Origin of the sequence: Proteus faecis (genome assembly GCF_003144395.1) — a bacterium.
GTDB classification, from domain to species: Bacteria; Pseudomonadota; Gammaproteobacteria; order Enterobacterales; family Enterobacteriaceae; genus Proteus; species Proteus faecis.
The window spans coordinates 143,836-167,061 of record NZ_PENZ01000045.1 but is presented as its reverse complement, the minus strand read 5'-3'; the positions used below and the strand labels follow the sequence as shown (position 1 = coordinate 167,061).

Sequence of the window (23,226 nt, the reverse complement as noted above, 5' to 3'; positions counted from 1 at the left end):
TTGACGTGTTAATGAAAACACAACAATGCCCGATGACCTTGTCACAAAGGATGTAACGAGGTATGTGAAACAACCCCATTCGGCCGGATGCTAAATGGACGTTAATTAAATTTACTTGAAGATCATTAACATGACAGAATCTTTTGCTCAACTCTTTGAAGAATCCCTAAAAACAATCGAAACTCGTCCTGGCGCTATCGTTCGTGGCGTTGTAGTTGCTATCGATAAAGACGTTGTTCTGGTTGATGCAGGTCTGAAATCAGAATCTGCTATTCCTGTAGAACAATTTAAAAACGCTCAAGGCGAATTAGAAATCCAAGTAGGCGACGAAATTGATGTTGCTCTGGACGCGGTTGAAGATGGCTTCGGTGAAACCGTTCTGTCTCGTGAAAAAGCTAAACGTCACGAAGCGTGGCTGATGCTGGAAAAAGCTTACGAAGAAAACGAAACTGTTGTTGGTATCATCAACGGTAAAGTTAAAGGTGGTTTCACTGTTGAACTGAACGGCATTCGTGCGTTCTTACCAGGTTCACTGGTAGACGTTCGCCCAGTTCGCGATACAACTCATCTGGAAAACAAAGAGCTTGAGTTCAAAGTCATCAAATTAGACCAAAAACGTAACAACGTTGTTGTGTCTCGTCGTGCGGTTATCGAATCTGAAAACAGCGCAGAACGCGATCAGTTATTAGAAAACCTGCAAGAAGGCATGGAAGTTAAAGGTATCGTTAAGAACCTTACTGACTACGGTGCATTCGTTGATCTGGGCGGTGTTGACGGTTTACTGCACATCACTGACATGGCTTGGAAACGTGTTAAACACCCAAGTGAAATTGTCAATGTTGGCGACGAAATCACTGTTAAAGTCCTGAAATTCGACCGTGAACGTACTCGCGTATCATTAGGTCTGAAACAACTGGGCGAAGATCCATGGGTAGCTATCGCTAAACGTTATCCAGAAGGTACTAAACTGACTGGTCGTGTAACTAACCTGACTGATTACGGTTGCTTCGTAGAAATCGAAGAAGGCGTTGAAGGTCTGGTACACGTTTCTGAAATGGATTGGACTAACAAAAACATTCACCCATCTAAAGTTGTTAACGTTGGTGATGTTGTTGAAGTTATGGTTCTGGACATCGATGAAGAACGTCGTCGTATTTCACTGGGTCTGAAACAGTGTAAATCTAACCCATGGCAGCAGTTCGCAGAAACTCACAACAAGAACGACCGTGTTGAAGGTAAAATCAAGTCTATCACTGACTTCGGTATCTTCATCGGTTTAGACGGCGGTATCGACGGTCTGGTTCATTTATCTGACATTTCTTGGAATGTTGCAGGTGAAGAAGCTGTTCGTGAATACAAAAAAGGCGACGAAATCGCTGCTGTAGTTCTGCAAGTTGATGCTGAACGTGAGCGTATCTCACTGGGCGTTAAACAATTATCAGAAGATCCATTCAATAATTACCTGTCTGCTCACAAAAAAGGTGCTATTGTTTCTGGTAAAGTAACTGCTGTTGATGCTAAAGGCGCAACTGTAGAATTAGCTGACGGTGTTGAAGGTTACCTGCGTGCTTCAGAAGCTTCACGTGACCGCGTTGAAGATGCAACTCTGGTTCTGAATGTTGGCGAAGCTGTAGAAGCTAAATACACTGGCGTTGACCGTAAAAACCGCGTTATCAACTTATCTGTTCGTGCTAAAGACGAAGCAGACGAGAAAGACGCTATCGCTTCTGTAAACAATAAAGAAGAAGTTGGTTTTTCAAACAACGCTATGGCTGAAGCTTTCAAAGCAGCTAAAGGCGAATAATTTAAGTTATTAACGAGGCAACGTTAATCGTTGCCTATTTATCGGTAGTTTAGGGAGGTAATATGACCAAGTCTGAGTTAATCGAGAGACTTGCAGGCCTACAATCTCATCTTTCGGCTAAGACGGTTGAAGAAGCTGTAAAAGAAATGCTTGATCATATGGCTGATACTTTAGCTGATGGTGAGCGTATCGAAGTCCGCGGATTCGGCAGTTTTTCTCTACACTACCGTGCGCCGCGTACGGGTCGTAACCCGAAGACTGGTGATAAAGTAGATCTGGAAGGTAAATACGTTCCACACTTTAAGCCTGGTAAAGAGTTACGTGACCGTGTAAATATTTATACGGAATAATAACTCCTGTCGAAATGGCACGATGTTAGTTAACTTTCTCAAAACGGCGCTTAGGTGCCGTTTTTTATTACTAATTATTATGGCTTTTAGTCTGTTTTTCTCCTCTCTAATCTTCTTCTATTTCTAATCCTGAATTATTGATTCGCTCTATTGGCTTTATCTCATTAGCATCTTTCTTTTTTATTACTGTATTCTGTTTCAGTTTTAATTTCTCTACTTAATTACCAATATCACTTAGTTGTTTCGCTTTTTACGAGTTTCTTCTCAAAATTTATTGTATGTAGCAAGGGCGCTTTTTCTTTTTATAAAGTACTGCTAAAAAACGGTCTAAAATCCTTTCTTTAATCAAATGATAACATCATGATATTTAAAGAATGATTGAAAGTAAGGATGCTGGAAATGATTTTATTGAATCGAATGATGAGTTTTTTTGGGTTAGAGGTGATATCAATAAAACGGAGGTGTTTTCATTCAACCTATTTTCAAAAACTCTATTTCACAAGGTTAACTTTAGATAATATTGCTTTGGCGATGATATTAGGTTGTTTACCATTATTAATTCAACATTCACTTTTTAGCCAGACTATTTATTACATTATTATTCTTGTTGCACTCTTTCTATTACTGATCCCTTTTTGCTTATTCCGATTTTTAGCAATATTTCTATTTTTCTGGGTTTATTCAAATATGGTAGCGTCATCCTTAATGACGAGAACGGAACAATTTGCTGATAATGTAGCAACCATTGAAACCAAGGTAATAGAGTATCGCCAATTAACAGATGGTAATATTATTATCAAAATACCTATTACGAAAAAAACACTCTTTTCATCATCTGTTTATGCCAATGTGTATTGGCGAAATCCGCCTAAAAATATAATGGCAGGCCAGCATTGGAAGTTTAAAATTCAATTCAGAGCTGTCCATAGCTATTTAAATCAAGGTGGATTTGATAACCAAAAATATGCTGTTTCTATGAAAGAAACATTAACGGGTAAAGTGATGTCAGCTAAGTTTATTCGAGATGATATATCACTGCGTACTCAACTTATTCAGACAATCTCAGCTTATTGGCAAACCACACAAAATAAAGGTGAAATTATTGCTCTAGTTTTAGGCGATAAACGACATATCGAACCCGAGAAAAAAGATCTCTATATGAAAACAGGGGTTGCTCATTTAATTGTGATATCGGGTTTACATATAGGTTTAGCTGCCTTTGTTGGTTGGGGTATTGCAAGAGGTATTCAATTTCTTTTTCCTATCAGATGGATTAATCCACAGTTTCCATTAGTTATAGCTTGGCTATGTGGTGTTTTCTATGCCACGTTATCAGGTTGGGGAATACCGGCAACAAGAGCTGTGATAGGATTAACCGTTTGGGTTATTTTACATTCGGGGAGCCGATTATTTTTACCTTGGCAATGGGCACTTTGGAGTGCTGCACTCATTCTGATTGTTGAACCTCTTTCTATTCTTTCTGCCAGTTTTTGGCTTTCATTTTCTGCTGTATTTGCCATTATTTTTTGGTATTGGATGTATCCATTAAAAATTCAATATAATTATCAAAAGCGGTGGTTTATTTTAAGATTGATACATTTACAATTTGGTTTATTAATAATTTTATTACCATTTCAATTATATTTATTTAATGGTGCTAATTTTTTTAGTTTTATCGTTAATTTATGGGCGGTTCCTGTTATTTCTTTTATTACTGTGCCATTAATAATGTTTGGATTATTGACATTTTTTCTCTCATTTTTACAACCAATAATTTGGCATTGGGTTGATCTTTCTATTAACCTTGCTTTTTGGTGTTCTCCATTATTTTTACCATTTTGGCAAGATATCGGCGCTATCCCTTTATTATTAGGTTTTTTGGGCATAGGTATTATTTTAATCATTAAAATGTCATGGTGGTATCACCACTTTATTTGTATTGTGGCTCTTGGCGCTATTTTATATTGTGAATTCGTAGCTTCATCACACTATCAATGGCGAATATCTATGCTAGATGTTGGACATGGTTTGGCGGTTATTATTGAAAAAGAAGGGGAGGCGATTATTTATGACACGGGAATGCGTTGGAAAGGTGGTGGTTCAATTGCCAAAAGTGTCATTATTCCTTATTTAAAAAGTCATCGACTTAAACCAGTTGCATTGATAATTAGTCATGACCATCTTGATCATACGGGAGGAATTAAAGATTTAATAAAAGCTTATCCTCACTTAAGCATTCGTAGTAGTTTTGACGATCCTTCTCATTTAGCTTGCTTAAGCAATAAATCATGGCAGTGGAAAGGGCTTCAATTTGATGCATTATGGCCACCAAATAAATTACTCTCCCCGAAGAACAATCAATCCTGTGTGATTAATGTCAGCGATGGTAAACATACTATTCTTTTGACTGGAGATATAGAGAAAGAAGCTGAAGCTCAATTGGTAAGAGTAAAAAAAACTCAACTGAAAGCGGATGTTTTACAAGTTCCTCATCATGGTAGTCAAACATCTTCCACATTGATGTTTATTCAAGCAGTATCGCCAAAAATTGCACTCGTTTCTGCTGCTCGTTATAGCCCTTGGCGTTTACCTTCTGATAAAGTACATCTTCGTTATAAAAAAGAAGCTATTAATTGGCTAACAACCTCTGTTAGTGGTCAAGTTTCTGTCGAGTTCAATCAAGATAATATTGATGTATTTACCTATAGACGAGATATTTTACCTCGTTGGTATCATCAGTGGTTTGGTATTTTGACGTTTCCCGAGTAGAATGACCGGCTAATTATTAAAAGTTTGGTAATATATATGAATGATATAGATCTATCAACGTGGCAAACATTCCGCCGCTTATGGCCAATGATCCGACTTTTCAAAGCGGGTTTAATCGTTGCTGCAATTGCATTAGTCGTTAATGCGGGTGTGGATGCATTTATGATTTCTTTATTAAAACCGCTTCTTGATGAAGGGTTTGGTAAAGCCAGCAATGACGTATTAAAATGGATGCCTTTTGCCGTTATTGGACTGATAGTTCTGCGTGGTATATCTAACTTTATTTCAAGTTACTGCCTTTCTTGGGTATCTGGAAAAGTAGTAATGAATATGCGTCGCCGACTGTTTTCTCATATTATGGGAATGCCGGTGAGCTTTTTTGATCAGCAATCAACAGGGACTTTACTTTCCCGTATCACATATGATTCAGAACAAGTTGCCTCTTCATCATCAGGTGCATTAATTACTGTAGTGCGTGAAGGTGCTTATATCATCGGGCTATTTTGTTTGATGTTTTACTATAGCTGGCAATTATCCCTGATCCTTATTGTGATCGCGCCTATTGTAGCAGTTGTTATCCGTTTGGTATCAACTCGTTTTAGAACCATCAGTAAACGAATCCAAAATAGCATGGGGCAAGTGACAACTAGCGCAGAACAAATGCTAAAAGGACATAAAGAAGTACTGATTTTTAATGGTCAAGAAGTTGAAAATAAACGCTTTAACCATGTGAGTAATCATATTCGTCGCCAAGGTATGCGTATGGTTGTCGCGTCGTCAATTTCAGATCCTATTATTCAATTGATTGCTTCTTTCGCATTAGCCTTTGTTCTGTATGCAGCAAGTTTCCCTGAAATTATGGAAACATTAACAGCGGGTACAATTACTGTTGTCTTTTCCTCAATGGTTGCATTAATGCGCCCGTTGAAATCACTGACTAATGTCAATGCTCAATTTCAGCGTGGTATGGCTGCTTGTCAAACGCTATTTGCTATTCTCGATATGGAGCAAGAAAAAGACACGGGTAAACTTGAACTGAAAAAACCAACAGGTGATATTGAGTTTCGTAATGTAACTTTCCAATATGTCACAAAAGATACGCCGGCACTGAAAAACATATCATTTACTATTCCCGCAGGGAAAACTGTTGCATTAGTTGGGCGTTCTGGGTCAGGTAAGTCTACGATTGCAAATCTGCTCACTCGTTTTTATGACATTAATGAAGGTGAGATATTGATTAATGGTCATGATATTCGTGAATACACATTGAAATCTTTGCGTAACCAAGTTGCACTAGTTTCTCAAAATGTACATCTTTTTAATGAAACTGTAGCAAACAATATCGTCTACGCTTGTGAAGATCAGTATTCCCGTGAAGATATTGAAAAAGCAGCGAAAATGGCACATGCGATGGATTTTATCCAAAAAATGGATAAAGGCTTAGATACTGAAATTGGTGAAAATGGCGTGTTACTTTCAGGTGGACAACGTCAGCGTATTGCAATAGCAAGAGCGTTATTACGAGATTCACCAATTCTTATTCTTGATGAAGCAACATCGGCGCTAGATACAGAATCAGAACGAGCTATCCAGTCAGCACTTGATGAACTACAACGAAACAGAACCTCTTTAGTCATTGCTCACCGTTTATCGACGATTGAAAAAGCAGATGAAATATTGGTTATTGAAGATGGTGAAATTATTGAACGTGGCGCACACCTTGATTTGATTGAGAAAAAAGGTATTTATGCACAACTTCACAGGATGCAATTTGGCAAATGATTGAACGGATTTGGTCTGGTAAATCTTGGTTTTATATCCTATTGCTTCCATTCTCATGGTTGTATGGTGTGATCACACTGTTAAGGCGTTTTGCATATCAGAAAGGGTGGTTAGCATCATGGAAAGCTCCCGTTCCTGTTGTGATTGTTGGTAATTTAACCGCAGGTGGGAATGGTAAAACACCCGTTGTGATATGGCTTGTTGAGCAATTAATACAGCGGGGATTTAAACCAGGTGTTGTCTCTCGTGGTTACGGCGGGAAATCAGACCATTATCCATTACTTTTGGCCTCGGATACATCACCTGCCATGGCAGGTGATGAACCTGTATTGATTCATCATCGAACTGGTGTTCCCGTGGCGGTTGCTCCTAATCGACGAGATGCAGTAAAAGCGTTATTAGCTCAATATAAGCTTGATGTTATCATTACGGATGATGGTTTACAGCATTATGCATTACAACGAGATTATGAAATTGTTGTCATTGATGGTCTGCGTCGGTTTGGTAATGGTTGGTGGTTACCAGCAGGCCCTATGCGAGAGCGTGTAGGACGCTTAAAGTCAGTAGATGCAATTATTGTTAATGGTGGGGTAAGTCAAGGTAAAGAGATAGGCATGACGTTGGAAGGTGATATTGCAGTGAATCTTAAAACGGGAGAAAAGAAACCCGTTCAGCAAATTAAAAAAGCTGTTGCTATCGCTGGAATTGGTCATCCACCTCGATTTTTTAACTCTTTAAATGAAAAAGGAGTAGAGTTAATCACAACAAAATCATTTAGTGATCATAGTGATTATAGTGCCCAAGAATTACAAGATTTAACACCTGATTTAGAACCCCTTATTATGACAGAAAAGGATGCTGTTAAATGTCAGCATTTTGCGCAAGATAATTGGTGGTATTTACCGGTTAGCGCTGAATTAAATAGTCAATCTGTGCTAAAACAAGTCAGCAATTTAATTTACGGCTCGAAAAAAACTTGTATCTGATCTGAAACAATGATATTTATAGTGGAAATCAGGATAGCGTTACATAAAAGATTACCTACCTATAGTTGCATATCGCTTTTGTCGTAGTTCAATTTAACTCGTCATTACCCTATCTACTCAAAAGCCTTGTGTGGAGATTTTGTGGATCTTAGATGTAGAGTTAATAGTTTGAGCAGTGAATAGTGTCGACTTTTGTACACAACGAATGATGAAAACCATTTTTGCTGGTGATTCATTATCGCTATATTCGGTTATCTTTTTATCAGTGTGCAATAAATATCAACATGTCATTTTTTTGTCATATTGATACTGTAAATATTTATTGAGCTTTATGATATTTATTAAGCTTAGCTATCACGATTTTGAACATTTATATTGAATAATAAAATGCACTACTTAAATTAATGTGTTCAGAATTTAATTGGGGTTTTATATACGAAGACTTAATAAAAAGTAGGATGCATATGTATAGGAAAATAAAACTATACAAAGAACAAAAGGAGTTTATCTATCATGACATTACAATTAAGAATGGGTCGCGTAAAATGGTTTGACAATAACAAAGGTTATGGTCTTATTGTTGCAAGAGATATTGAACAAGAAGTTTATGTCAATAAAAAAGCGATTGCCAATACAAAAAATAAAGCATTAACAGAAGGCCAAGACGTTGAGTTTTCTGTTATCAGAACAGCAGCAGGTTTAGAAGCCGCTGATGTTATCGGGTTTTAAATAAGGCTTAGCCTTGTCAAAGATGTAGATAAAACGATAGTTTAGCATTGAGATTAAATTATCGTTTATGCCTATTTTAGGTAGGTAAGCGGAAATAGTTTACCACCGAGCTGAAGTAAGTAATATAAAAGAGTGCTTTCGTTAATTAGAATGCAATAAAGATAATAAAAAGGTTAAATTATTATCAATAAAAGCTGAATGTAATTCTTTATTAATGATGTTGCAGACTCAACGATAAAAAGCCACATTAATGTGGCTTTTTTGTTGCTTATAGTAAAAGAGAAAATAATAAATTTATTAATAACTAAAATTATTTTCGAATTATCACTAAACGAGTGGTTTTGAGTATTAACGCTGATCATTCCTTATGATATCCTTTTGCCCTATAAAATGATTAACCCTTGAGAGGGACAAAATGGATCACCGCTTACTCGAAATTATTGCTTGTCCAGTTTGCCACGGCAAACTTATCTTTGATAAAGAAAATTCAGAGCTTATCTGCAAAATTGATCATTTAGCTTATCCTGTTCGTGACAATATCCCCGTTCTTCTGGAGAATGAAGCAAGAGAATTGTCACTAGAAGAGGAAAAGTAATTTCATGTTCACGGTCATTATCCCGGGTCGATATGCATCGACCCGTTTACCGGGTAAACCCCTCGCGGATATTCATGGCAAACCTATGATTGTTCGTGTAATGGAACAAGCTATGCGCTCTGGTGCAAACCGTGTCATTGTTGCAACTGATAATTTAGATGTCGTTGCAGCAGTTGAAAAAGCGGGCGGGGAAGCGTGTATGACTCGCGAAGATCACCATTCAGGTACAGAACGTTTAGCCGAAGTCATTGAAAAGTATCAATTTGCCGATGATGAGATAATCGTTAACGTACAAGGTGATGAGCCTCTTATTCCACCCGCTATTATTACCCAAGTTGCTGAAAATTTAGCAAGTTGTGGTGCAGGAATGGCAACATTGGCGGTACCTATTGTTGATTCAAAAGAAGCTTTTAATCCTAATGCGGTGAAAGTCGTGATGGATGCAAAAGGTTTCGCACTTTATTTTTCTCGTGCAACCATTCCTTGGGAAAGAGACCGTTTTAATTTATCACATGATGAAATTGGTGAGCATTATCTACGCCATATTGGTATTTATGCTTATCGTGCAGGCTTTATACGTCGATATATTACTTGGGAACCAAGCCCATTAGAATCTATTGAAATGTTAGAGCAACTACGTGTACTGTGGTATGGCGAAAAAATCCATGTTGCAAAAGCATTAGAAGTCCCCGGAGTAGGTGTAGATACACAAGATGATCTAATTGCAGCAAGAGCTGCCTATCGTGCACTGAACCAAGAATTTTAATTATTATATTAAAATCTAAAATATCTAGCGGCACTTATTTTATTAAGTGCCGTTTTTATATTTTTTCTTTAAGTTAAATTAACTACTTAATATTATTGAGTTAATTATTGCTAAATTAGATTTATGATTGTAATAATTGATGTTATCCCACCATTTAGCGACAAATATCTACTTCTTTTATTCCTTAATTCGTCGTTTCAAGATATTGATGATTTGAGCCTCAGTAAAAATAAATTTTTATCAGAGTAGCAAAATCTCAATTTATGTAACGGGTTAAAAAGATTAAATAAAAAATAAAATATTCAAGAACGACTGAGAAATATAACATATTATCGGAATATTCTTTGTAAAGAATACTATGTTTTTTTGAACAACCTATTGAATATTCGATCTAATAATCAATTATATAATTTAATTACTGCTATACTTTTTTAATAATAAAAATATTTAATTATGATGCTAATTGGGGAAAGTAGTAAGAATATTATCTATACTAAAGAATTATCAAATTTTAAGTAATTTTAAGTATAAAATTATTAAAGGAGTTTGAAAATATGATCCGTTGTGTTCGTTTATGGACTGGAGAAGATGGCAATTCGTTATTTGAAGAAGGTGTCATTGAATTTAAAGATAGCTCACAAGGCGATCGGGAAAGTTTACCTATCAATGTTTCAGAATTATCGTTTAGGGAAACAACTTCTGGAGGTTCTTATGATTGGCATCAGGATCCCGTTCCTCGCTATGTTATTACACTATCTGGTACATTAGAATTTGAAGTAAAAGATGGTTCAACCTTCATTATTAGGCCGGGTGATGTGTTATTAGCACAAGATAATAGTGGCACTGGCCATAAATGGCGTCTTTTAGATAATGAGCCTTGGCGTCGTGCTTATGTTGTCTATAAAGAAGACGCAGGATTATGTTTTAAACCTAATAAAACAACCAACTAATTGGGAGTTGTTATGAATAAACCTATTAGTGAGCAGGTTGATATCGCATTAATTGGCGCTGGTATCATGAGTGCGACGCTCGGTACATTACTTAAAGAGCTTGAACCGAGTTTAAAAATCGCTATGTTCGAAAGATTAAATGATTGTGGTCAAGAGAGCTCTAATTCATGGAACAATGCAGGGACCGGACATGCAGCTAACTGTGAATTAAATTATACGCCTCCAAATTCTGATGGAACTGTGAATATCAGTAAAGCATTAGAAGTTAATACAGAATTCGATCTATCTCGTCAATTATGGTCTTATTTAGTCACAAAAGGCAAAATTACTGATCCTCGAGATTTTATTCATGCTTGCCCACATATGAGTTTTGTGTGGGGGGCTGATAATGTTAAATTTCTTCATCAACGTTATCGCCAAATGTCTGCTAATCACTGTTATGAAAATATGGAATACAGTGAAGATAAAAAACAAATTGAAAATTGGGCGCCATTAATAATGGAAGGGCGTGATCCTAATCAACAACTTGCGGTGACTCGCGTTACTACAGGTACTGATGTCGATTATGGCGCATTAACACATCTCTTAGTTAAGCAACTTTCCTTACAAAACAATTTTGAGTTGCACTATAAACATGATGTTATTGATATAAAAAGGAATAATTCGGGTGGTTGGAATATTGAAGTCAGAGATCTAACCACTCATGATAAATACATTATTTCCGCTAAATATGTTTTTGTTGGTGCGGGGGGACGCGCTATCGATTTGTTACAAAAATCAGGTATTCCAGAAGGTAAAGGTTATGGTGGATTCCCGGTTAGTGGCATTTGGTTGCGCTGTGATGAAGATAAAATCTGTAATCGTCATCATGCTAAAGTTTATGGGAAAGCAGATGTAGGTTCACCACCGATGTCTGTGCCACATCTTGATACTCGTATTATTGCGGGTAAACGCTCTCTGCTCTTTGGCCCTTATGCTGGATTTTCGAGTAAGTTTTTAAAACAGGGTTCTTATTTAGATTTATTTGAATCAATTCGCCCCAGTAATATAGAACCGATGCTTGATGTAGCAAAAGATAACTGGTCATTGACTGAATATTTAATTGGGCAAGTATTACAAACTTCGGCACATCAATTTGAAATGCTCAAACAGTTCTATCCTCAGGCACAGCATGAAGATTGGCAAGAGGCTGTGGCTGGACAGCGTGTTCAGATTATTAAACCTGAAGCTAAGCATCATGGTGTATTAGAATTTGGTACTGAGTTAATTAGCAGCGCAGATAAATCATTTTCGGTATTATTAGGAGCATCGCCGGGTGCTTCTACCGCAGCATTTATTGCTATTAATATTATTAAGTCTTGTTTTAAAGATCAGCTTGAAAATGATGGTTGGGAAGAACGTCTTAAAACGATTATTCCAACTTATGGTATTGATCTCAAAGTGGATGCGGATGCATGTCGCAATATTCGTGAATCAACAGCCAAAACATTAAAATTAGATACACTTTAGTCATAGTACTTATAAAAATAAAACAGCCCTGTAGTATGGGGCTGTTTTATTTTTTATCCGTATTGTTGGTATAAATAATATTTTTCCAAGTAAATGAACTTAGAAAAATCACATCATTTCTACAATAGCAATACCGCCAATAATAGAAAATAATGAACATAATGTACTTAATAATACAGTTCCTGTTGCCATATCCGTATAAGTTTTATATGAAATGGCTAAAGCTGGCACCGCTGTTGCAGTAGGTAATACGCCAATTAAAAATACCGCTTTTAATAATTCAGTTTCCAACCCAAGGGCAAATCCAATACCTAAAATTAATGCACCTTGTACAATATTTTTTATTATCACATTAAAGATAATTTCAGTATTAACTTTAAGCTTAATACCTGAAATTAACAAACCTAAGAAAAATAAAGCAACTCCACCCGAAGTTTTCCCTATTTCATTGACTGAATTTTGCAAAATTTCTGGGAGTTTAATGCCGAGAATAGCTAATATAGCACCAAAAATAGGCAGAAAAACTAATGGCTGGGAAATGGCATTAAGCAATGATTGAAAGATGCCTTTTCCCTGCTTGGTGCCACTGATAATCATCATGGTAAAAGGTAGGATAATGATAGTGTAAATCAAATTACCGATCACCATTGCAATTAAACCTGATGAACCGACCGTAGCCAGTAATACAGGTGGTCCACAATATGCCATATCTGGGAATGAGACTGACAATGCTTGCATGGCTGAATTCTTTTTATCATGTTTAAAAAAGAGTTTGCCTCCTAAAAAACCTATAAGATAAGAAATAAGTAGTCCTAATGCGAGGGCTAATAGATAATCTATGTTATAGAAAATAGATGGAGAAGCTTGTGTTGCCGCTAGAAATAGTGCAAATGGTAGTGCTATTTTAACGACAAAATCAGCAAAGGCTTGTGAATATTCTCTTTTTATAAATCCATATTTACCTGAGAGCCATCCAACTAAAAGTCCTAATATAATTGGCCCCAGTGCTGATAAAATGGTTTGTAGTAACATATTACCTCTGATTGCTTAATATAGGTATTTTTACTTTATTCAAATATTTATAACTAATTAAAAAAGAGTTATTTTTATATAAATAAAGAAAATCTGTATTATTACCTAGTAATTAAAATCAAGTGTTTTTAATTATCGAAGATATTTGAGAATATTCAAGAAATAAATGGCGATGTTATTTACTGTACTAAAAATAACACTTTATTTAGCAAGTAATACTTAGGATAGTATATTTAATGATATATGACATCGTTTCTAATGAGCTACCTATATACCTAAGCGTAACATAACTATAACTTTATTATAGAATATAATGCATGTTAATAATAGAAATATATTGAGTATTCAATGAATTGGTTATTGAGGGAAAACTGAACCTCTATATTGAGGTTCAGTATAGAGATTAGATCACTTATCTGAATTTATTTTATTTGATGGATAATGAGCTTTTTCTGGTATTTCTGTAGGTTGCCCTGCGGGTTTTACTGATTGCCAAATTGATCCCAAAAATTCATACCATGCACGTTCACTGTGTTGAAAATAAGTGGCAGAAGGGAAATATTTTTCCCAAGGATGTAATGGTGAAGTAATAGCCAATTGGTTAGCAGGTGCAACGATGGGGTTCATATTTCGTGCTAAAAAGAAACGTTCAGCACGTGCTAAATGGTTGGCAGAAGTCACAAGGAGAAAAGGTTGTTTACCAATTAGCTTATCAACTTCATAGGCTTCTTCTTCAGTATCTTTCGGTGTTGATAGTGCAATAGTTTTATTTGCCGGCACGCCTAAAGATTGTGCCACTTGTGCGGCAACTTCTGCATTACTTATCTGATTAACACCTGCGCCACCTGTAAAAATTAGTGTTGCATTAGGATTGCGATAATAAAGTCTAACACCTTCTGTAACACGAAATAAGCTATTATTGAGAAGGTTCGCGCTAGGTGCCCATTCTGGGTTATAAGTAAATCCACCACCTAAAACAACAATGTAGTTCACATCTTGTTGCGAATTTTCTCGTAATTCATAGCGAGCTTGATACTCTTTTTCACTTGGCATTAATAGTGTATCGGCAACAGGTTGTATGCCTAAAATAGTTAACAGAATAAGCACTACAGTGAGTAGGCTTTTTCCTGTTTTTTGCCAACGAGTAAACCAAAGTAGTGCTAATGCAAAAAAGGCGATTAATAAGAGCAAAGGCAAGGGCATCAGAAAGCCTGCAACGTATTTTTTGAGCAAAAACAGCATAAATCATCCTAGATTGAGTGAAATACATGCAATTGATAGCGAAAGCTTAGTGAAAACTAGGGGAATTCCAAGACGTTGTGTCAAAATAGCTAACACAACAACGTTTCACTAAGTTTTCATCAATAGAAATAAAGAGCCATTTAATTATTTATAAAACGATAAACGTTTGAACGTTAATTTTTTCATTAATAAGCGTTATATTTATACTTCGCTTTGCGAATAGTCTGATTCATGACTTATTTCTTTAGAGAAAACAGTCAGTATCATAGAACACTGGTAAAATTGTCGTCTTTATTTATGTACAGTGTCTCATATTTTTGAATTTATCAGAACGCAAAGAGCGCAAGTAGTAAGTTGTTATCATGAGGCGTTTTAATGTCAGATCGTAATTTTGACGATATTGCAGATAAATTCTCCCGCAATATCTATGGCACAACAAAGGGTAAAATACGTCAGGCGGTGATTTGGGAAGATTTACAACAATTATTGACTCTCTTACCTAATCGAAGCTTACGTATTTTAGATGCAGGTGGAGGTGAAGGATATTTCTCTCGTCAGCTTGCTAAATTAGGACACCAAATTATCTTATGTGATTTATCGCAAGAGATGCTCAATCGTGCTCAAGAGGCAGCGATTGAAGAGGGTGTTGCCGAAAACATGAGGTTTATTTGTTGTGCAGCTCAAGAGATTAAAGAGCATATAGATGAAAAGGTTGACTTAGTTCTATTTCATGCAGTATTGGAATGGATCACGGATCAGAAAGACGCCGTAAATGTTCTTACCGATATGTTGCTACCTAATGGTATCTTATCGCTGATGTTTTACAATGCGAATGGTATTGTCATGAGAAATGCGATTTTAGGAAATTTTCATCTGGCAAATCCGGAAATACCACGTAGAAGAAAAAAATCGCTATCACCTCAAAATCCGTTGCAACCTGAAGATGTTTATCAATGGTTAGATGAATTTTCAATGATAATATTAGGAAAAACAGGTGTCCGTGTTTTCCATGATTATTTGCAAAGTCGTCAGTTACAAAATAAAGATTTTCCATCGTTGCTTGCATTAGAGCAACGATATTGTCGGCAAGAGCCCTATATCAGTCTGGGGCGTTACATTCATGTCATGGCACAAAAGCGTGTAAATTAAGGATGTACTATGAGTGATTTTACCCAGACCGTTCCAGAGTTAGTGTCTTGGGCGAGAAAAAATGATTTTTCAATCTCACTGCCACCAGAAAGATTAGCTTTTTTGATGGCCGTCGCTGTATTAAACAGCGAGCGCCTTGATGGCGAAATTAGTGAAGGGGAGTTAATTGATGCCTTTAGAGAAGTGTGCAAAGGTTTCGAACAACCCGCAGAATCAATACAAGTTCGCGCGAATAATGCCATTAATGACATGGTAAAGCAGCGACTTTTTAACCGTTTTACCAGTGAGTTGGTAGAAGGTAATGCAATATACCGCTTAACCCCGTTGGGCATTGGAATTAGTGATTACTATATTCGCCAACGTGAATTTTCATCATTGCGCTTATCTATGCAACTTTCTATTGTGGCGGGTGAGCTTGATTCTGCTGCTAGCTCTGCTGAAGACGGTGGTGATGAATATCATTGGCATCGTAATGTTTTTGCGCCCCTAAAATATTCTGTGGCGGAAATTTTCGATAGCATTGATTTATCTCAGCGAATTATGGATGAGCAGCAAAATACAGTAAAAGAAGATATTGCTGCGCTATTAAACCAAGATTGGCAAGCGGCTATTTCAAGTTGTGAACAGTTGCTATCTGAAACATCAGGTACATTAAGAGAGTTACAAGATACGCTTGAAGCAGCCGGCGACAAACTTCAAGCTAATCTTTTACGTATTCAAGAAGCAAACATGAATACAGGCCATGTTGAGCAAATAGATACATTAGTATTTGAACTTCAAAGTAAGTTAGACCGCATTATTAGTTGGGGTCAGCAATCTATTGATTTATGGATTGGATACGATAGACATGTCCATAAATTTATTCGTACCGCGATTGATATGGATAAAAACCGTATTTTTTCTCGCCGCTTACGTCAATCCGTACAAAACTATTTCGACAGCCCATGGGCATTAACTTACGCTAATGCTGATCGGCTGTTTGATATGCGTGATGAAGAACTGGTTCTACGTGATGAAGAAGTCACGGGTGAGTTGCCCGAAGAGCTTGAATATCAAATGTTCAGTGAAGTGAATGAACAGATAGCACAATGGGTAGAACAAGAACTTGTTTCTTACAAATTAGAACAACGAGCATTAGATCTCAGCTCAGTATTAGTAGAATACCTTAATCGTTATCCGCAACAGAAACATTTTGATGTTGCACGTATTGTTATTGATCAAGCCGTACGATTAGGTGTAGCGAAAGCTGAGCTCGCAGGATTGCCTGCAAAGTGGTCAGAAATTAACGAATATGGAGCTAAGGTACAAGCGCATGTCATCGATACATACTGAACAATTTATGCCAGCAAAACTGGCGCAGGCATTAGCGAACTCACTTTTTCCTGAACTGGATAGCCAGTTACGTGCAGGTCGACATATCGGTATAGACTCTCTGGATAATCATGCTTTTTTGATGGACTTTCAGGATGAGTTATCAGACTTTTATGCGCGTTATAACGTTGAATTAATTCGAGCGCCGGAAGGTTTCTTCTATTTGCGACCTCGTTCAACCACGCTTATTCCACGCTCAGTTCTCTCTGAGATGGATATGTTGGTGGGGAAAATACTTTGTTATCTCTATCTTAGCCCTGAACGATTAGCGAATCAGGGAATATTCACCGTTCAAGAGCTGTTCGATGAATTAAGAACATTAGCAGATGAAAGCAAACTTTTACGTTTAGTGAATCAACGTTCAACAGGTTCTGATCTTGATTTGCAAAAATTACAAGAAAAAATGAGGACTTCTTTAAATCGTTTACGTCGTTTAGGGATGATTTCATTTTTATTAAATGATATGCAACGTTTTTCAATTACTGAATCTGTTTTCCGTTTTGGGGCTGATGTACGCAGTGGTGATGATCCTATCGAAGCTCAAATGAGAATGATCCGTGATGGTGAAGCAATGGCGCTTGAAAGCGGTTCAGAAGCACTAAACGATGAAGAAAATGAAGATGAGCAGTTACAATCCAGTGAAGATGATGCGGAGGAAGAAAATAAATGATTGAACGGGGAAAATTTCGCTCATTAACACTTATCAACTGGAATGGGTTCTTTGCTCGTACTTTTGATTTAGATGAGTTGGTGACTACGTTATCAGGTGGTAATGGTGCGGGTAAATCAACCACTATGGCTGCATTTATCACAGCTATGATCCCTGATCTTACTTTACTTCATTTTCGTAATACCACAGAAGCCGGATCGACAAGCGGATCTCGTGATAAAGGGTTGTACGGGAAATTGCGTCCTGGTGTGTGTTATGCCGTATTAGATGTGATCAACTCGCGTCACTTACGTGCTGTGGTCGGTGTTCGTTTACAGCAGATTGCAGGGCGTGATAAGAAAGTTGATATCAAACCCTTTATGATCCAAGGGTTGCCAATGGCGGAAAATCCAACGGAAATTTTGACGCAAGCTGTTGCAGATCGCCAAGCTCGAGTACTCCCTTTAAATGAGTTAAAAGAGAAAGTTGAAGCGATTGATGGCGTTGTTTTTAGACAATTTAATTCTATCACTGATTTCCATGCTGTAATGTTTGACTTGGGTGTTATTCCTAAACGTTTACGTTCAGCCAGTGATCGCGCAAAATTCTATCGTTTAATTGAAGCCTCATTATATGGCGGTATCTCAAGTGCGATTACTCGCTCTTTACGTGATTATTTATTACCTGAAAATAGTGGTGTAAGAAAAGCGTTCCAAGATATGGAAGGCGCATTACGTGAAAATCGTATGACACTTGAAGCGATTCGCGTCACACAATCCGATCGTGATTTATTTAAACACCTGATCACAGAAGCTACGTCTTATGTTGCTGCGGATTATATGCGTCATGCTAATGAAAGACGCGTTCATCTTGATGAAGCTTTAGCTGTACGTCGTGAATTATGGAGTCAGCGTAAATCCATTAATAACGAAGCATATCGTTTTATTGAAATGGGTAAAGAATTAGAAGAACAACAAGCGCTTTCTTCTGATCTTGAAGCTGACTATCAAGCAGCAAGTGATCGATTAAACCTAGTACAAAATGCCGTTCGTCAACAAGAAAAAATTGACCGTTATGTCGCTGATGTCGAAGAGATCACTTTCCGTTTAGAAGAACAAAGTGAAGTCGTTGAAGAAGCTGCATCTAAGAAAGAAGAGCTTGAAGCTCGCGTAGAGTCAGCCGAAGAAGAAGTTGATGAGCTGAAGAATCAGCTAGCAGATTATCAGCAGGCTTTAGATGTACAACAAACACGTGCAATTCAATATCGTCAAGCAGTGCAGGCTTTAGAGCGAGCAAAAGCACAATGTGGTATTGCTGATTTAGATGAAACTAATGCAGAACAATGGGCTGAACGTATTCAAGCAAAAATTCAAACCATTACTCATTCTTTGCTCTCTATGGAGCAGAAACTCAATGTTTCTGAAGCGGCTAAAACGCAATTTGATCAAGCTTATAAATTGGTAAGTTCGATTGTCGGTGAGGTTGAACGCCAAAATGCATGGGAAGCAGCAAAAACGGCATTACGTGAATGGTCTTCGCATCGACATCAAGCGGATAGGGTTCATCCTATTCGTATGCAGTTAGCTGAGTTAGAACAGCGTTTACATCAACGAAATACTGCTGAACGTCAACTTGAAGAGTTTAATAAACATCATGGTAAGTCGATGGAGCCTGATGATTTGTTAATTCTTCAAGATGAATTAGAAGCAAAAATTGAAGAACTTAGCGATTACGTTAATGAATCTGGCGAACAGCGTATGCAGATGCGCCAAGAGTTAGACCAACTTAAACAACAAATTGAAAAGCTGAAAAAACAAGCGCCAGCATGGCTTGCAGCACAAGATGCGTTAACACAATTATGTGAGCAGACTCGTCAATCTTTTGATACGGGTCATCAAGTAACAGAATATATGCAACAGTTACTTGAAAAAGAGCGCGAAGCAACGGTATTACGTGATGAAACTGCAACTCGCAAACAACAGATTGAAGCGCAAATTGAACGTTTAAGTCAGCCAAGTGGTGCTGAAGATGGGCGATTAATTACGTTAGCTGAACGTTTTAATGGTGTTTTATTATCAGAAATTTATGATGATATTACCTTAGACGATGCGCCTTATTTCTCTGCATTATATGGCCCTGCACGTCATGCGATTGTTGTACAAGATCTATCTCAAATTCAGGAGCAATTAGAAACATTAGAAGATTGCCCAGAAGATCTCTATTTTATCGAAGGCGACCCACAATCTTTCGATGACAGTGTATTTAATGCACAAGAGATGGATAAAGCTGTTCTTATTAAGAGTTCAGATAGACAATGGCGTTATTCTCGCTACCCTGAAATTCCACTGTTTGGTCGAGCTGCGCGTGAAAATCAATTAGAAATTTTGTCGCGTCAGCGAGATGAGCTTTCTGAGCTTTATGCAACACAAGCTTTTGATGTACAGAAGATCCAACGTGCTCACCATGCTTTTAGTCAGTTTGTCGGACAACACATTTCTGTCGCTTTTGAGGCTGATCCTGAAGAAGATATTCGCCAGCTTAATCAACGACGTAACGAGCTAGAAAGAGCATTAGCACAATACGAAGAGAGTACTCAGCAACAGCGTCAACATTATTCACGAGCTAAAGAATCGCTAAATCTTCTTAATAAACTTATTCCTCAAGTTAATATCTTGATGGATGAAACTCTGATTGATCGCGTTGAAGAGTTACGCGAAGAGCTGTATGCCGCTGAAGAATCAATGCGTCATTTACAGCGTCACGAAAAAGCATTAGCAACATTAGAGCCGATTGCTTCTATCTTGCAAAGTGATCCACAAGCACATGAACAATTAGCGCAAGATTACGAGCAGGCAAAAGCAGAGCAGCAACGTTATCAGCAGCAGGCTTTCTTGCTGGTGGAAGTGGTACAGCGTCGCCCACACTTTAGTTATAGTGATGCCGTTGAGATTGTCAGTGAAAATAGTGATCTTAACGAGAAGCTACGTCACCGCTTAGAGATGGCAGAAACAGAGCGCGCTACGGCAAGAGAACTTTATCGTCAGCAACAAGCACAATGCGCTCAATTTAATCAAGTGCTTGCCTCATTAAAAAGTTCCTTCGACACGAAATCGGAATTGCTCAGAGAACTTGAGCAAGAGATGCGTGATACAGGGATCCATATCGATATTGGCGCAGAAGCAAGAGCTAAAGAGCTTCGCGATCAACGCTATTCAGCGGTAAGTGAAAACCGCTCGCGTATTAGTCAACTTGAGCGAGATATCGCACTGAGTGAAGCTGAGCGAGATAACCTAACCAAGAAAATTCGTAAACTTGAACGTGACTACATTCAAATTCGTGATCATGTTGTAAGTGCAAAAGCGGGTTGGTGCGCTGTTATGCGATTGGTGAAAGAAAATGGTATGGAACGTCGTTTACATCGACGAGATTTTGCTTACCTTTCTGCTGATGAACTACGTTCAATGTCGGATAAAGCGTTAGGTGCTTTACGCCAAGCGGTTGCAGATAATGAATATTTACGTGATGCGTTACGTCGTTCAGAAGATGCGAAATATCCTGATCGTAAAGTTCAGTTCTTTATTGCGGTATACCAGCATTTAAGAGAGCGTATTCGTCAAGACATCATTAAAACCGATGATCCAGTTGATGCAATTGAACAAATGGAAATCGAACTTGCTCGCTTAACAGAAGAGTTAACTAGCCGTGAGCAAAAATTAGCGATTAGTTCACGAAGTGTTGCGAATATTATTCGTAAAACTATTCAGCGAGAACAAAACCGTATTCGTATGTTAAACCAAGGTTTGCAAGCGGTTTCATTTGGACAGGTGCGAGGTGTCCGACTCAACGTTAATATTCGTGAAAGTCATCAAGTATTATTGGATGTGTTATCTGAAGAAGATAGCCAGTATCAAGATCTATTTAAAAACCAAAATCTGACTTTCTCCGAAGCAATGGCGAAACTTTATCAGCGTTTGAATCCTCAAGTGGATATTGGTCAACGTATGCCACAAACCGTGGGTGAAGAGCTGTTAGATTACCGTAATTACCTTGAAATGGATGTTGAAGTTAATCGTGGGCCAGAAGGTTGGTTAAAAGCGGAAAGTGGTGCTTTATCAACAGGTGAAGCGATTGGTACGGGGATGTCAATTCTGGTGATGGTTGTACAAAGCTGGGAAGAAGAATCACGACGCTTAAGAGGAAAAGATATTTCTCCTTGTCGTTTACTCTTCCTTGATGAAGCCGCACGTTTGGATGCGAAATCTATTGCGACGTTATTTGAGCTTTGCGAGCGTCTTGATATGCAGTTAATTATTGCGGCACCAGAAAATATCAGCCCAGAAAAAGGGACAACTTATAAACTAGTGCGTAAAGTGTTTAATGGTACCGAGCATGTACATGTGGTTGGATTAAAAGGTTTTGGTCAACAGGCTGAAAAAGATAAAATTGCATCATCAAATGTTGCTGAAATAACAGAATAATTTTATTCGATTATTAGCCTTAAGAGGGCAAGAATAAGGCACTACGGGTTTATGCTCATAGTGCCTTATTCTTTTAAAGTGTTACACAGATCAAAAAATGAAAGTAAATTAACAAAAAAATGAAATCTTAAATGGTATAACGTGCGCCATATCTCATTTAAATGTAATCATGATGTTTATGATCGCATCCGTATGTGATTACTATAAAAATTTAAAGGAAAGAGAATGCGTAAAGTCACGTTAGCTTTTAGTGCAATTGCTTTAGCGTTAAGTTTAAATGGCGCGGCAATGGCAAAAGTTCATATGCCAGAAGTTGTTAGCCCAGGCGTTACCGTCGCACAACTCGCTCAACAACAACCAATTCATTGGGTTTCTGTTGCAGATATTGAAAAAAGCCTTGTAGGTCAAGCACCGATGGCCGTTGGTTTTGATATTGATGACACCGTTCTGTTCTCAAGCCCAGGTTTCTATCGTGGTAAATTGGAATACTCTCCAAACGATTTTAGCTACCTGAAAAATCCAGAATTCTGGGAAAAAATGAATAACGAGTGGGATAAATTCAGTATGCCTAAACAAGTCGGTATCGATCTAGTTCAGATGCACTTAAAACGTGGAGATACTGTTTATTTCATTACTGGTCGTACTCAAACTAAAACTGAGACTGTGACCAAATATGTACAAGAAGGCTTAAATATTCCTGCTGATAAAATGCAGCCTGTTATTTTTGCGGGTGACCAGCCTGGCGCAAATAACAAAGTAAGCTGGATGCGTGATCACAAACTGAAAATTTACTATGGTGATGCTGATGCTGATATCGCAGCAGCAGATGAACTGAACATCCGTGGTATCCGTATTCTGCGTGCTGCTAACTCTTCTTATCAACCACTGCCAAAAGCAGGTCAGTTTGGTGAAGAAGTCGTTATCAATTCAGAGTATTAATCTTTCCCCTTTGTTTACCTCTATTTGTAAGGCGTAGGAAACTGCGCCTTTTTCTATTTTAAAATATCTTTTATTAAAATAATTTTATTTATCTCTTTACAACTCTTTATTATTTTTTGAAAGCTT

The 23,226-nt window shown here is 37.6% G+C and carries 17 protein-coding genes; 15 read left to right on the top strand and 2 right to left on the bottom strand.

Annotation, left to right across the window (positions count from 1 at the left end):
- Positions 1–130 precede the first annotated feature (130 nt).
- From rpsA to mqo, 10 genes are all read left to right on the top strand, one after another.
- A complete protein-coding gene (gene rpsA / locus DK858_RS14605) occupies positions 131–1,804 on the top strand; it encodes a 30S ribosomal protein S1 (protein WP_006537421.1) in 1,674 nt (557 codons plus the stop codon).
- A 62-nt stretch (positions 1,805–1,866) separates the two neighbouring features.
- Positions 1,867–2,154, top strand: a complete 288-nt coding sequence (gene ihfB / locus DK858_RS14600; RefSeq protein ID WP_006537420.1) for an integration host factor subunit beta — start codon at positions 1,867–1,869, stop codon at positions 2,152–2,154.
- A gap of 399 nt (positions 2,155–2,553) precedes the next feature.
- Complete coding sequence (locus DK858_RS14595) at positions 2,554–4,923, top strand: DNA internalization-related competence protein ComEC/Rec2 (protein ID WP_109398024.1); 2,370 nt, start codon at positions 2,554–2,556, stop codon at positions 4,921–4,923.
- A 36-nt stretch (positions 4,924–4,959) separates the two neighbouring features.
- Positions 4,960–6,705 carry a lipid A ABC transporter ATP-binding protein/permease MsbA gene (gene msbA, locus DK858_RS14590; RefSeq protein WP_109398023.1) on the top strand — a complete coding sequence of 582 codons (1,746 nt, stop codon included), beginning with the start codon at positions 4,960–4,962 and terminating at the stop codon, positions 6,703–6,705.
- A complete protein-coding gene (gene lpxK, locus DK858_RS14585; RefSeq protein ID WP_109398022.1) occupies positions 6,702–7,691 on the top strand; it encodes a tetraacyldisaccharide 4'-kinase in 990 nt (329 codons plus the stop codon). Before msbA ends, lpxK begins: the two co-directional genes overlap by 4 nt.
- 513 nt (positions 7,692–8,204) lie before the next feature.
- A complete protein-coding gene (locus DK858_RS14580) occupies positions 8,205–8,420 on the top strand; it encodes a cold-shock protein (RefSeq protein WP_023581324.1) in 216 nt (71 codons plus the stop codon).
- 415 nt (positions 8,421–8,835) lie between these two features.
- Entirely contained in the window at positions 8,836–9,015 is a 180-nt protein-coding gene (locus DK858_RS14575) for a Trm112 family protein (RefSeq protein ID WP_004244593.1), read from the top strand.
- A gap of 4 nt (positions 9,016–9,019) precedes the next feature.
- Positions 9,020–9,781 (top strand): 3-deoxy-manno-octulosonate cytidylyltransferase, encoded by a 762-nt coding sequence (kdsB, locus tag DK858_RS14570; RefSeq protein ID WP_099074994.1) that lies wholly within the window; start codon positions 9,020–9,022, stop codon positions 9,779–9,781.
- 554 nt (positions 9,782–10,335) lie between these two features.
- Positions 10,336–10,731, top strand: coding sequence for a cupin domain-containing protein (locus tag DK858_RS14565; protein ID WP_006537410.1), 396 nt, complete (start codon positions 10,336–10,338; stop codon positions 10,729–10,731).
- 12 nt (positions 10,732–10,743) lie between these two features.
- Positions 10,744–12,240: a malate dehydrogenase (quinone) gene (gene mqo / locus DK858_RS14560; protein WP_109398021.1), complete on the top strand. Its 1,497-nt coding sequence runs from the start codon at positions 10,744–10,746 to the stop codon at positions 12,238–12,240.
- A 108-nt stretch (positions 12,241–12,348) separates the two neighbouring features.
- On the opposite strand, the gene DK858_RS14555 is transcribed toward mqo, so the two are convergent.
- Positions 12,349–13,272, bottom strand: a complete 924-nt coding sequence (locus tag DK858_RS14555) for an AEC family transporter (RefSeq protein WP_109398020.1) — start codon at positions 13,270–13,272, stop codon at positions 12,349–12,351.
- Between the two features lie 408 nt (positions 13,273–13,680).
- Complete coding sequence (gene elyC, locus DK858_RS14550; RefSeq protein WP_109398019.1) at positions 13,681–14,514, bottom strand: envelope biogenesis factor ElyC; 834 nt, start codon at positions 14,512–14,514, stop codon at positions 13,681–13,683.
- Between the two features lie 375 nt (positions 14,515–14,889).
- On the opposite strand from elyC, the gene cmoM reads away from it, so the two are divergent.
- The 5 genes from cmoM to aphA all read left to right on the top strand — a co-directional run bounded on the left by cmoM (position 14,890) and on the right by aphA (position 23,100).
- Positions 14,890–15,663, top strand: coding sequence for a tRNA uridine 5-oxyacetic acid(34) methyltransferase CmoM (gene cmoM, locus DK858_RS14545; RefSeq protein WP_109398018.1), 774 nt, complete (start codon positions 14,890–14,892; stop codon positions 15,661–15,663).
- A gap of 9 nt (positions 15,664–15,672) precedes the next feature.
- Positions 15,673–16,995 carry a chromosome partition protein MukF gene (gene mukF / locus DK858_RS14540; protein WP_109398017.1) on the top strand — a complete coding sequence of 441 codons (1,323 nt, stop codon included), beginning with the start codon at positions 15,673–15,675 and terminating at the stop codon, positions 16,993–16,995.
- Positions 16,976–17,704 (top strand): chromosome partition protein MukE, encoded by a 729-nt coding sequence (gene mukE, locus DK858_RS14535; RefSeq protein WP_006537402.1) that lies wholly within the window; start codon positions 16,976–16,978, stop codon positions 17,702–17,704. Before mukF ends, mukE begins: the two co-directional genes overlap by 20 nt.
- Positions 17,701–22,161, top strand: a complete 4,461-nt coding sequence (gene mukB, locus DK858_RS14530; protein WP_109398016.1) for a chromosome partition protein MukB — start codon at positions 17,701–17,703, stop codon at positions 22,159–22,161. Before mukE ends, mukB begins: the two co-directional genes overlap by 4 nt.
- Before the next feature lie 225 nt (positions 22,162–22,386).
- On the top strand, positions 22,387–23,100 hold the full coding sequence (gene aphA, locus DK858_RS14525; RefSeq protein WP_109398015.1) for an acid phosphatase AphA: 714 nt from the start codon (positions 22,387–22,389) through the stop codon (positions 23,098–23,100).
- Positions 23,101–23,226: the final 126 nt, after the last annotated feature.